Raw genomic sequence first — 12,899 nt, forward strand, 5'->3', positions numbered from 1 at the left:
AAACTAATTAAGGATGGAGGATGGGTATGAATATCGTTCATTCTTTTCAGGAATTAGTAGTTCGAGGGGATCATCAGGGTATGATTGAGTTACTGAAAAACTTCGAACATTCTAGGAAATTGTCTGTCCATGAACAAGGCTGGGTCTACTGGAATGTTTCAGATGGTTATGCCTTGTTAAGGGAGCCGGAACCGCTTTATGCCAATCACCGGGAATTCTTCAAATGGGGAAAAGAAAATCTCGCCCCGGAGCAGTTACACTGGATCGTTTCGGATTCGACACAAGCGTTGTCATTATCTCTGGGGAACTACTTTGATCATTGGATGGACTGGTACCAATATGCTTGCGATAATGCTCCGAAGTTGGATACCAACCGAGGTGTTCGATTCGAGAGCCATCGGGCATTGGGTGGTTCGCTTTGGGTTTTGGAGAGATACAGTGAAATGGACAGTGTGCTTGAAAATATGAACCAGCTTATACAAGAAGATGAGACATGGTCCAATATTCTTTTTGCCCGGATTACATATAACAAACAGCGTCTGGCCTATCTGCATCATGCCGGGGAGGTTAGAGAAGTAAATCTGCTTCTGGATGAAACGCTGAATTTGATAAACAAGATCGACTGGTCAGCATTAGATCAAATAAAAAATCAGGAAGTTGTAGGTAGCTGGAGACAATTGAATTCATCCAGTAACTCACAGAGAGATGTTCACATCGCGATGAACAATCTGGTATGTATTTTGACAGATATTGAAAAGGTAGAGGAAAGTGTGGGGTTATTCAGACGGCTACAGGACAATGGATATGCTTTGAATGGGTATGCTTTTTCTAAATATGTCTGTTCGGTCTGGAAGTCAGAGGGGGTTGAAGCTGTTAGGGAAGTGTTAGGTGCCAATAAATCTTTTGAAATCGCTGAACTGATTAAACATAGCCCTATGCTTTCAGAGATCGAAGATTAGGTTTGAGGTTGTCTAAAAGAGGACTGAACTTCAAGGACTAAGAAAGAAGGAATGTATGAAGTGAACCATGACATCTTGTTAAACAGATTTCCGAATGTGAACATTGTTAAACTAACAGGTGGTTATACCAATACGACCCTTTTACTTGAGGGAACTGATCCGCAGATGATTGCTAAAATCTATCATGTAGAAAATACAGATGCAAGGACAGAAATAAGCGCGCTAAGGTTGTTAAATCATTCTGGCGTGACTCCGCGAGTGCATGATTGCTTTGAAAAAGAAAACTGGCTGTTTGTTATGATGGATTATGTTCCAGGAATAAACGCACAGAGGCTGCTGGATCAAGATGGACGTGACCAAGGCAGGAAAATTTATGAGCAACTTGGTATATATCTCGCCAGAGACGTGCACACAATCAAACGAGGTGACTGCGAAGCAGAGCTGCCAGTCAAAACGAAGTCCGCTAATGATGTGGAGGAACTTGAGTTTGTACCCTCCGGAATCAAAAGCATGGTAAAAGAAGTGTTGGACATTTCCGATCATGGGGAGCAAACTCTGATTCACGGAGATTACGGACCACATAATGTCATGTTATCCAACGATTCAATGTTCATTTTGGACTGGGAGTGGGCAGGATGAGGCAATCCGTTGTTTGATATCGCATGGGTGGTCTGGTTTGTGCATCTTCATTACCCTCACATGGCAAAGGATCTGTCAGAAGTCTTCTTAAATGCATATACAGAACGTACAAATATTGATGTAACAAATGATCTAATTCGGGCATATTCCACATCCAAAGTAATACAGATCATGAACCGAATCAAGAATGCTCATCCAGATGTACATAGGGAATGGCTCCGCAGATTAGAATGGACACTGCAAGCGAGCTTTAACAAGTCTTAATCGTGAAATTTCGTTGAAACGCTGAAATATACGTGAAAGGAGTGATGTCGTATGAGAAACAATACGAATCCAAGTAGAAGAAATGAAGTTGCAAGAGGTGTTTTTGTCTAGCGCAGGGACCCAAGGAGAGTTCCGGGGGATTCCTCTGTGTAATTTTCACAAGGAGGAATTTCAAGTAATGATTCATTTAAAACGTGTATCGGTGGATAATTGGTATGCATGTACTCAACTGAATGTAACGGAAGAACAGAAAAAAAGTTTTCCCGCTCCGGTTGTATATTGGATTGCTGAATCCAAAGTAGTAGAAGACTTTCAACCTATGGCCATTTATTTTGATTCGGATCTGGTTGGTTTTGCTGTGTACTCAGATAAGGCGGATCATGAGGATAACTATTGGCTTCTTGCTCTAATGATAGATACAAAATATCAGGGAAGAGGTTATGGAAGAGAAGCGCTTAGGAAGTTGATTGATCTAATGAAAGAATCGCTGAATTGCAAACGCATCATGATTGGACACAGGCCGGAAAATGGTATCGCCGGAAATCTGTATGAATCACTTGGTTTTCACAGCGTAAGTGAGGGATTGATCGATGGAGAAGTTGTTCGGCTTCTAAGATGCAAGTAGTGCCAAATCACAAGCGATTTGGATTGTAAAGGAGGTAATTTGTCTTTGAAGCGTGTACACATTATTTTCTCATTACTCTTTATCATGTTAGGAATTGTGATTATTACGATCTCGAAAATGATTGAAGAGGTGATTCCCAAGCTAGGGTATGCAGCATTCCAGTCAGCAGCAGCTGGCAGTTATGATTCGAGTGCTTATCAAGTGAATCTTGTACTGAATTATTGGATAGCCGCGATATGTATTTTGGGTGGAGTTATCTGTTTAATTAGTACAATGAATGTTGTCAGAAACTACATTCGTGAAATGAATATAAGAAACAGAGCGTTTGATGAAACTCATAATTATGACGACACAAGAGAACTGAAATAGGTTATGATATGACATAAAAAAAGAAGGGGCGGATACACATGATTACATTCCAATACTTTGAACCGGAAGATTTTGATCAACTGATCGAATGGAGTGGGGATGAAGCATTTTTGCTCCAGTGGGCCGGCCCTCAGTTCCAATATCCACTTTCCAGAGAGCAGCTATCGGATTATTTGCATGGTGCCAATGATAAGAACACTTCAAATAAGTTCATTTATAAAGTGATGGATGAATCAACTCAGGAGATTGTAGGTCATATTGCTCTTGGCGGTATCGATCGATATAATCGTTCAGGGCGTATTGGTAAGGTGCTACTTGGCAAGCCGTATCAGGGTAAAGGTTATGGAAAGCAAATGATCGATGAGGCACTTCGAATTGGATTTGAAGAGGAGAAGTTGCACCGGATCAGTCTGGGCGTATTTGATTTTAATGTCTCAGCCATCCGATGTTATGAAAAAGCGGGCTTTGTACAAGAAGGACTTATTCGTGATGCGAGAAGATATGAAGATACATTCTGGAATCTTATCGAGATGAGCATATTAGAAAACGAATGGAAAAAATGACTTCTCAAAAGGAACATCATACTTGAGAGTCATCTTTCTTGAGAAACACTTCGATGAACGGATGTAATAACTACGTGTATTAAAATTTAAATGGGGATGTCCTCCTGTCATCAGAATGACAGGAGGACATCCCCTTAATTACTTTCTTTCTGGTTTATTTCAATGATCCCCGTATCAATAAATTCCTTCACAGGCACACCATCGCTAGCGAGTAACAGGGTCTCCATCATTTTGGTACCCCAGACTCCTTCATTCTGCGAAATAACGGCAGACAATTGACCGTTAAGTAACCCGTTTTCACTGGTCGGGCTATCACCGAACGCGATTAAATGCCGGTTAAGGCCTTTTGCTTTCCAGATCAGGGTAGAGGCAGAGACAGAAACAAAATCGAGCCCGATAATTGCATTGAAGTGAGGGTGAGCTTGAATCATGTTCTCCATATCGGACATGGCTTGATCTTCATTCCCTTGATGATAACGAACTTCCAAGATCTCGATGTCTGTTTCACTGCGGATATAATCAATGAATCCATTAAGCCGCTGTTGCAAACCCTGCATCTCCTCCAAGCCATTCTCGACAAGAATCATGCCTTGATTATGCAGAAGTCGTGTAGTCGTCATCGCGAACTGCTGGCCAGTGCGATAGTTATCGGCGCCCACATAAGCGATTCGATGACTGGATGGGACATCTGACTCAAATGTAATGACAGGAATACCTGCAGCTTGGGCTGCATCAATAACGGGTGTAAGTGCAGCAGCATCCACAGGAGATATAGCTATCCCGTCCACATGCTGTTTGATCATATTCTCCATGATACGGATCTGTTGTTCGGTATTAGCTTCATCAGGTGCGTTTACAATTAATGTAATATTATGTTTCCCTGCATACTCCGTTGCATCCTTCGTGATCATCTCATAGGTTGGATACGTCATTGGATAGATAATACCGAAAGTTTTGCTCGCTGCAGATTTCTCTACAGGTGAAGTCGCAGGAAGTGTTGCAGCCATTTGCTGTGGGCGAATGTGTGCCGAACCGGATGAAATGATCATCGGGAACACAAGTATTAGCGTAAACAAAAGTGCAAATCTGGCTTTATTCATACATTGGCTCTTTTCTCATATCTGATGGTCTGGCCTGCGATTCCTCGGTTCCTTGAGTTCGGTATTCTCTTGGCGTAAAACCTGTTGTTTTCTTGAATATATTAGAAAAATAGTGAGAGTCATTGTAACCAACTTTGTAAGCAATCTCAAAGGTTTTGTTGTTGGTTGTTTTCAGCAGCTCCTTGGCTTTGCCGATTCGAATCTGAGTTAGATACTCCGTTATCGTTTGACCAGTTTCCTGACTGAAAATCTTGCTTAGATGACTTGGACTGATTCTGACGTGTGCAGAAATCATCTTCAACGAGACCTGTTCGTTATTGTATTCACGGGATACATAGGCTTTCACCTGATCAATGACATCACTGTATTTTCCAGAGCACGCTGCTCTTCTCTGCCATAACAGGTTAAGCAGGGAACACAGATATTGGGTACAATCCTCCCAGCACGTAATCTTCCGAATCGTCTGTTGCAGGGAAGTAATGTTCTCATCCGAATGGTCACTCATGCGGAACAACTGATTGGCGAGCCGAAATGACTCCAGCGTAAGATCATTCAACAGATAGAAGCCATACGAGGAGGACTTCCAGTCGAAGGACTGTAATGGAGCGGCAAACTCTTGCACAAAATGGTCACGCAGATTGGGGCTGCCGATTTTGAGAAATTCAAGAAACGAATTCCTGTCGAGAAAAAGAGTCGTTTGCTCATCCAGGTTAATTTCACGTAGAGAAGCTCTGTTTTGAAGGGTGAGTCGATTAATATATTTATCCTCCTCCGCTTCCAGATAAGAGACATGAATTCCTTGCAGACGTTCCTGTTGACTGCCAATGCCCAGAATAATATTACATTTGAACGTATGCTCAAGTTCCATACGAACCCGCCCGCGAAGCTGCTCCAGATATACGGATATGTTGTCATCGGAGTGATACTTGAGCAGAAGCACCAACTCGGTCCGGCTTCGAATATAAGGAAGAAGTTCGACGTGGGGATCACGAGTTTCCTCCAGTATGGGAAGCAACTTCTTCATCAGGGATTCCGGGTCCCGGGAGTCATCTGTTAATCGAACGTCGATAATGACAATTGTATAATACCGGGCCGAGAGTGGAAGTGAGAGTTGTTTGGCTGATTCAATCGCATCGGTTGTACCGATGAGTCCTCCGCACAGATCGGCCAGCAGTTTTTCTTTGGTGATCGTCCGGTTTGTCATGCGTTGATGTTCTTCATCCATTTGTTTGCTGACCTTATGAAGCATTTGGATTAGCTCTGCTGCGCTAATGGGCTTTAGACAGTACTCGGTCACACCAAGTCGGATAGCCTCCTGGGCATAGCTGAATTCATCATGACCGCTCATGATAATGATTTTGATATCAGGTTGTTGAGTGCGAACGATGGAGGTCAGTTCCAATCCGTTCATAAATGGCATTTTGATATCCGTAATCAGAATATCCGGAGCCCATTCATGAATTAAAGGTAACGCAAGCTCGCCGTCGGGTGCATCCCCGCAATAGTGAAAACCTTCCTTTTCCCAATCGATGCAGCTCCGTATATTCTCCCGAATTCCAATTTCGTCATCCACAATCATCACCTTTTTCAACGGTTAACCTCCTTGCTTTTGGGGATACGAATCATAAATGTGCTGCCTTCCATATAGGTACTTTCCATTTCAACGCCATAAGCTGGTCCGAAATAGAGTCGAATCCGGTGATGTACATTGAGCAGACCAAATCCGCCTTCCTGCTCGTCATCTTGGGGTGAACGGGAACCGGCCGGCTTCTCCAGCTCTTCACGTAATTGTGCCAATCGATCCGCAGACATGCCAATTCCGTTGTCCTGTACGGTGAGAATGATGCTATTGTCCTCTACATATCCGTGTATGGATATCAGCCCTTGACCGCGTTTGTTCTTGATCCCATGGTAGAGCGCGTTTTCAATCAGGGGCTGCAGCGTCATCTTCAAAATAGGATAATCCTGAAGCTCACGATCAACGCTGATCTCGTAGGTGAGAATATCGTGGTACCTCATCTGTTGAATAACCAAGTAACTCCGCGCATGTTCAAGCTCGGTTTGAATGGATACCCAGTCGAATCCTTTATTCAGACTCAAACGAAAGAACTTCGAGAGGGCCTGCACAAGTTTGATTACATTTTCTTTTTTCTCTGCTTCAGCCATCCATAGGATGGATTCCAACGTGTTATAGAGGAAATGAGGGTTGATCTGAGCTTGCAGCGTACGTAGTTCAGCTATTTTCACCTGTTCATTCTCTCGAATGCTCTTTTCGATTAGCATTTTGAGCTTATCCAGCATCACGTTGAAGCTTTTGCCCAGATCAGCAATTTCGTCCGAGCCGTGTGGTGTGACTTTGGCTTCCAAGTAACCGTTTGCAGCTTTACGCATCTTGTTCATCAGAATCCGAATGGGAAGAATCAGTCGGTTATTCAGGAAAAAATATAACGATATCGCAAAGAAAGCACTTAACAAAACCGTAATGATGATCAATTGGCGAATGCTATTGGCCTCTGCAATGATTTCCTGATAAGGAGCTACCCCGATCATTTTCCATCCGGTCTGTTTTGAGGTGCTGTATACAACAAACTGGGGCTTGGATCCTGCAGACAGGATAAAGCTGTCGTGCTGTAGATGTAAAGGGACCGATCTGATCTGATCCATCATGGTTATGGATGCCGGGGTGACATCCGGCCTGAAGAGTGTATTTCCGTATTGATCACTAATATAGAAAAAACCGGAATCCTTAATGGGGGTATTCGTCAAAAAATCATCAATGAATGAATCATTCAAATCAATCACGATGAACCCGATGACCTCATGCGTAATTCGCTCTTTGACCGTAGTTATAATTGAAAGCGCATTCTGTTTAGGGTAAGCAAAGCCATCCAGCCTGTTATATTCCGCATAGGCTGCAGAATGAGGGATGCGCAGAATGGCATCCGGATACTGTATCAGATACTTGAAGTACGGGTTACGCAGCGGATTTCGTTCCAGCTTGAACACGCCTTTTCGTTCACTTATGCCTTTTCCATAAAAATTCACGAATGAGATATTAAGTACCTTGTCATACTTGTAGGTTTCCCGATAAAGATTGTATGTCTGAAGGATGGCTTTGGCTTCTGGGTAGGACTCCGATTGAGAATACAAGTATTGAAGCACTTGCGGGTTCTTGCCCAGTTCGAGCAGCCGTTCCGTATCCTCAAACAAGATGTCAATGTTCCTGGCAAGCTGGTCGGCAACCAGCTGTGTCGAGGCCTTGTTATGATTGGATACGACCGTATAGGATTTGTGGTAAGAAATCAATCCAACCACGATCAGTGGTACTGAACTGAGGATGATAAACATGCTGAGTAATTTAAGCCTGAGGCTTGAAGCAATCCACTGAATGAGTTTCAACGTATTCCACTCCATCTGAAGGGATCAAAAATGTATCATTAGTATAACATGATTTTCTAATATATAAGAGAATCGCTAAATACTACACGATTAAACAAAGAAATTACACTTTTTAAACTCCATTCTCTGAAATTACTAAATTATTACATAAATAAAGTATGAGACTCCATATAAGCTTGGAATGAAAGCGTTCTATAATGTGGTCACACCACAAGGTGAAACGAAAAAAGGGAGGATCACAACATGCGAACCAAAAAAAAGTGGGGACTTGCCATAACATTGGCTATGGTGATGCTGGTCAGCACGGCATGTAGCAGTACCAATGGAGGAGCAGGCTCCGATAATGAAACTTCAACGAGTGGGAATGGCAGTACACCTGCCAGCGCCAAAACAATTACGCTTGGTTTTTCGCAGGTTGGTGCGGAGAGTGGCTGGCGTTCGGCGAATACCAAGTCGATTCAGGATTCAGCCAAAGAAGCGGGTTATGATTTGAAATTCTCCGATGCGCAGCAGAAGCAGGAAAATCAAATTAAAGCTTTGCGCTCCTTCATACAACAGAAGGTGACGGTGATTGCTTTTTCCCCTGTTGTAGAATCCGGTTGGGATACCGTATTGAAGGAAGCGAAGGATGCAGGAATTCCCGTGATTTTGACGGACCGTGCTGTGGATTCGCCGGATAAAACCCTCTACAAAACCTTTATTGGTTCCGACTTTGTAGAAGAAGGACGCAAAGCAGGTCAGTGGCTTAGTGACCAATACAAAGACACACAAGACGAAATCAACATTGTTGAGCTGCAGGGTACAACAGGCTCCGCACCAGCGAATGACCGTCAAGAGGGCTTTATGGAATTGATTGCTTCCAATTCGAAGCTTAAAGTGATTGCTTCACAATCGGGTGACTTTACACGTGCCAAAGGCAAAGAAGTCATGCAAGCTTTCCTCAAAGCACATAAAAAAATAGATGTTCTCTATGCACATAATGACGATATGGCACTTGGGGCAATCCAGGCCATTGAAGCGGCAGGATTGAAACCAGGCGTAGATATTACCATTATCTCTGTGGATGCCGTGAAGGATGGTATGCAGGCTGCTGCTGATGGCAAAATCAACTTTATCGTTGAATGTAATCCGTTGTTAGGACCTCAATTAATGGAAGCGGTTCAATCGGTAGTGGACGGGAAAGACATCGAACCCCGAATCGTTACGGATGAGACGACCTTCACATCGGAGCAAGCCAAAGAAGCATTGCCAACACGTGAATATTAAAAGCAGATTCGTATAACACCGAAAAGTCATTTTTCGACCAGGCTGTCGCTAAATGACTTTTTTCCATAACAAAGGAGAGGGTTATATGGCCGAGCAAGCACCCATTTTGCAAATGACAGGCATCACCAAACAATTTCCCGGGGTTAAAGCGCTATCCAGCGTCAGCTTTCGCTTGTTTCCGGGCGAGATTCATGCCTTGATGGGTGAGAATGGAGCGGGGAAGTCGACGCTTATTAAAGTTCTGACTGGCGTTTATTCCATTGATGAAGGAACGGTAACCATGGATAACCGGCATCTTTCGATCTCCGGTCCGCTTGAAGCGCAAAAGGCGGGAATCAGTACCGTTTATCAAGAGGTCAATCTTTGTCCGAACTTAACGGTCGCTGAGAATATTTTCATCGGGCGGGAGCCGATGCGATTTGGCAAAATCAATTGGAAGCAAATGAACAAAGATGCGGAGAACATTCTGCGAGATAGATTACATCTGTCCATCGACGTTAAGGCCCCTTTACAGACCTATTCGGTCGCGATGCAACAACTGATTGCAATTGCAAGAGCACTCAGCATCTCGGCAAAAGTGCTCATATTGGATGAACCCACATCCAGTCTGGACAAAAACGAGGTTCAGCAACTGTTTCGTATTATGCACAAATTAAAGAGTGAAGGTCTCGCAATTCTTTTTGTTACTCATTTTCTTGATCAGGTATACGAAATGTCGGATCGTCTAACGGTGCTCCGTAACGGGGAATTGGAAGGAGAGTACATAGCCGCAGAACTTCCACGCATGGAACTGGTTCTCAAGATGATCGGCAAGGAACTCGAGGTGCTTGAGGAGCTTCCGAAGGAAGCGGATGCTGCCCAGGCGGAGTCGGGAGAACTGTTAATTACCGCTAAGGCACTTGGACGCAAAGGAGCAATTGAGCCATTTGATCTGGACATTCGCAAAGGAGAAGTCGTGGGCTTGGCTGGGTTATTGGGGTCTGGTCGTACCGAGATCGCTCGCCTTTTCTTTGGTGCAGATCGTTCAGATGTAGGCAAGCTGCTCGTTGTAGATACAGGAAGTACGGTCAAGTCGCCGCGTCATGCAATTGATCAGAATATTGCTTTTTGCTCCGAGAACCGTAAAACCGAAGGCATAATCGATGATTTGACTATTCGGGAGAACATTATTCTGGCTTTACAAGCGACACGAGGCTGGTCCAAACCCATCTCACGCAAGAAACAGGATGAGATCGCCGAAAAGTATATCAACCTGTTAAATATCCATCCGAAAAACCCGGAGCATTTAATTAAAAATCTGAGCGGCGGTAATCAGCAAAAGGTGTTGCTTGCACGGTGGCTGCTGATGAACCCCGATCTGTTGATTCTCGATGAACCTACGCGTGGAATTGATATCGGCGCCAAGACTGAAATACAGAAGCTGGTGCTCTCTCTGTCGAAGCAGGGCATGGCCGTGCTGTTCATTTCGTCCGAGCTGGAAGAAGTGATTCGTGTCAGCCACCGGATTGCCGTAATCCGGGACCGCAAAAAAGTGCAAGAACTTAGCGGGGATCAGATCCATCAACAGCAAATCATGAAAGCAATGGCAGGAGGTTAAAGAGATGGCGGGCAAGATGCGTAAACATCATTTGTTTTGGCCGTTATGTATGCTTGGTTTACTTTTAATCTTTAATTTGCTGTACTCTCCGGATTTCTTCTCCCTCGTCATGCGTGAAGGGAATCTGTATGGCAGCTTGATTGATATTCTCAATTTTGGAGCGCCTTTAATTCTGGTATCGATCGGTATGACACTAGTGATTGCGACCGGAGGTATCGACTTGTCCGTGGGCTCCATTGTAGCGATCTCCGGTGCTGTGGCTTGTATGAGCATCAGCAGAGGAGTGGATCAGAATTCGCTCGGGCTTATGTTGGGTGCACTTGGATTATCTATAGGTCTCTCACTGATCTTGGGCATATGGAATGGGGCGCTGGTTTCGGTTGCCCGAATCCAACCCATTATTGCAACGCTTATTCTGATGGTAGCTGGACGTGGGATTGCGCAATTGATTACGAGTGGACAGATTATTACTGTATCCAACGCAAACTATGCCTATATCGGGGCAGGTTCGCTTGCAGCATTGCCTTTTTCCATCTTCATCGTATTAACTGTGCTGCTTGTTGCCTCACTGTTGACGAGAAAAACGGCACTGGGACTGTTTATTGAATCGGTCGGAAGTAACGCAAACGCGAGCCAACTGGCAGGTATTCGTTCAAAAACGGTTATTCTCACGGTATATGTCTTCTGTGGTCTGTGTGCCGGCATTGCCGGGCTTATTCTCAGCTCGAATGTATCCAGTGCGGATGGCAATAACGCAGGTCTGTGGTATGAACTTGATGCCATTCTTGCTGTAGTCATCGGGGGTACTTCGCTCAATGGTGGTCGTTTCTATCTAATGGGTACCGTCGTTGGAGCACTCATTATCCAAACCTTAACAACGACAATCTATATGATTGGAGTCCCGCCAGAAGTTACGTTGGTTGTCAAAGCCTTTGTTGTACTGGCCGTATGTTTGATTCAATCCGATTCATTCCGCAATTCCATGGTGATCCGTTGGAAAAAACGGAAGTTTCCAGCCGAACAGGGGGTTAACCGCCATGTTTCTTAATCGTAAGTATCTCCCCGTCTTTGTCACCTTCGGTTTGCTGGCCGTGATGTTTGCCATAGGCTCTTTCCGGTATACGGGGTTCTTTTCCACACAGGTACTGCTTAATCTTCTCATTGATAACGCATTTCTGATTATCACGGCAATTGGCATGACTTTTGTGATTGTATCGGGAGGAATCGACCTGTCGGTAGGATCTGTCATTGCGCTGACGACCATCATTAGCGCAAGTCTGGTCGAGAAGCAAGGATGGTCGCCTGCGATCGTTATACCTATGGTGCTTGTCATGGGTGCGTTGTTTGGCACAGTCATGGGGGCGATCATCCACTATTTTAAAATCCAGCCTTTCATCGTGACATTGGCAGGCATGTTTTTGGCGCGGGGGCTGTGTTATGTCATCAGTCTCGACACCATTACCATTACGAATCCATTTTACACACAGGTTGCGCAGGCGAAAATTTCCCTGCCAGGGGGCAGCTTTGTCTCCATTAATGTGATTATTGCTCTGGTCATTGTACTACTCGCGATCTTCCTGGCACATTACACCCGGTTTGGGCGCAACGTTTACGCCATCGGCGGAAGCGAGCAATCCGCGCTGCTTATGGGACTGCCGGTTGCACGTACCAAAATCCTGGTGTACACGTTCAGCGGTTTGTGCTCCGCGCTTGCCGGTGTTGTCTTTACCTTCTATATGTTATCCGGTTATGGATTACACGCCATGGGTCTTGAACTCGATACCATCGCGGCTGTTGTGATTGGAGGCACCTTGTTAACAGGTGGTGTAGGGTATGTGGCGGGAACCTTTATTGGTGTATTGATCCAGGGGGCTATCCAAACTATAATTAGCTTCGAAGGTACGCTCAGCTCATGGTGGACCAAGATTGTAATTGGCCTGATGCTGTTTGTTTTTATTTTGTTCCAGCGACTTCTTAGCGGGCGGCGAGTATCCTCGAAATCACTGCATTAAGTTGATCGAATTAAATGATATTGAATACGGATACCGACAAAATGATATAACAATATGCGCTCTGCATTGCTGAATGCTGAGCGTAACATGGAGATGGGGGATACGT

General features: G+C 44.5%; 12 protein-coding genes. 9 read left to right on the forward strand and 3 right to left on the reverse strand.

Translation table 11 applies throughout. The annotated features are described in order from the left end of the window. Positions 1-26: 26 nt before the first annotated feature. From NSQ20_RS13490 to NSQ20_RS13510, 5 genes are all read left to right on the forward strand, one after another. Positions 27-959, forward strand: a complete 933-nt coding sequence (locus NSQ20_RS13490; RefSeq protein WP_340032719.1) for a hypothetical protein — start codon at positions 27-29, stop codon at positions 957-959. Positions 960-1,019: 60 nt separating this feature from the next. Beyond that, complete coding sequence (locus NSQ20_RS13495) at positions 1,020-1,598, forward strand: aminoglycoside phosphotransferase family protein (protein ID WP_340032720.1); 579 nt, start codon at positions 1,020-1,022, stop codon at positions 1,596-1,598. A gap of 442 nt (positions 1,599-2,040) precedes the next feature. Then, entirely contained in the window at positions 2,041-2,487 is a 447-nt protein-coding gene (locus NSQ20_RS13500) for a GNAT family N-acetyltransferase (RefSeq protein WP_076326777.1), read from the forward strand. A gap of 45 nt (positions 2,488-2,532) precedes the next feature. Further along, complete coding sequence (locus NSQ20_RS13505) at positions 2,533-2,856, forward strand: hypothetical protein (RefSeq protein ID WP_340032721.1); 324 nt, start codon at positions 2,533-2,535, stop codon at positions 2,854-2,856. A gap of 38 nt (positions 2,857-2,894) precedes the next feature. Beyond that, entirely contained in the window at positions 2,895-3,419 is a 525-nt protein-coding gene (locus tag NSQ20_RS13510) for a GNAT family protein (protein ID WP_036670493.1), read from the forward strand. A gap of 134 nt (positions 3,420-3,553) precedes the next feature. Here the strand turns inward: NSQ20_RS13510 and NSQ20_RS13515 are convergent, their stop codons facing one another. The 3 genes from NSQ20_RS13515 to NSQ20_RS13525 are packed head-to-tail and all read right to left on the reverse strand — an operon-like array spanning position 3,554 to position 7,918. Then, complete coding sequence (locus tag NSQ20_RS13515; protein ID WP_340032722.1) at positions 3,554-4,519, reverse strand: substrate-binding domain-containing protein; 966 nt, start codon at positions 4,517-4,519, stop codon at positions 3,554-3,556. Then, entirely contained in the window at positions 4,512-6,101 is a 1,590-nt protein-coding gene (locus tag NSQ20_RS13520) for a response regulator (RefSeq protein ID WP_244898339.1), read from the reverse strand. The genes NSQ20_RS13515 and NSQ20_RS13520 overlap by 8 nt, the downstream gene beginning before the upstream one ends. 5 nt (positions 6,102-6,106) lie before the next feature. Next, positions 6,107-7,918, reverse strand: coding sequence for a sensor histidine kinase (locus tag NSQ20_RS13525; protein ID WP_036609096.1), 1,812 nt, complete (start codon positions 7,916-7,918; stop codon positions 6,107-6,109). A 243-nt stretch (positions 7,919-8,161) separates the two neighbouring features. On the opposite strand from NSQ20_RS13525, the gene NSQ20_RS13530 reads away from it, so the two are divergent. The 4 genes from NSQ20_RS13530 to yjfF all read left to right on the forward strand — a co-directional run bounded on the left by NSQ20_RS13530 (position 8,162) and on the right by yjfF (position 12,793). Beyond that, positions 8,162-9,184 carry an ABC transporter substrate-binding protein gene (locus NSQ20_RS13530; protein ID WP_017689009.1) on the forward strand — a complete coding sequence of 341 codons (1,023 nt, stop codon included), beginning with the start codon at positions 8,162-8,164 and terminating at the stop codon, positions 9,182-9,184. Positions 9,185-9,269: 85 nt separating this feature from the next. Next, positions 9,270-10,781 (forward strand): sugar ABC transporter ATP-binding protein, encoded by a 1,512-nt coding sequence (locus NSQ20_RS13535; RefSeq protein ID WP_036609094.1) that lies wholly within the window; start codon positions 9,270-9,272, stop codon positions 10,779-10,781. A 4-nt stretch (positions 10,782-10,785) separates the two neighbouring features. Then, positions 10,786-11,829, forward strand: a complete 1,044-nt coding sequence (locus NSQ20_RS13540; RefSeq protein WP_081745908.1) for an ABC transporter permease — start codon at positions 10,786-10,788, stop codon at positions 11,827-11,829. After that, positions 11,819-12,793 carry a galactofuranose ABC transporter, permease protein YjfF gene (yjfF, locus tag NSQ20_RS13545; protein ID WP_074094671.1) on the forward strand — a complete coding sequence of 325 codons (975 nt, stop codon included), beginning with the start codon at positions 11,819-11,821 and terminating at the stop codon, positions 12,791-12,793. The genes NSQ20_RS13540 and yjfF overlap by 11 nt, the downstream gene beginning before the upstream one ends. Positions 12,794-12,899 lie beyond the last annotated feature (106 nt).

The sequence above is a fragment of the Paenibacillus sp. FSL K6-1122 genome (assembly GCF_037977015.1).
GTDB lineage: Bacteria > Bacillota > Bacilli > Paenibacillales > Paenibacillaceae > Paenibacillus > Paenibacillus amylolyticus.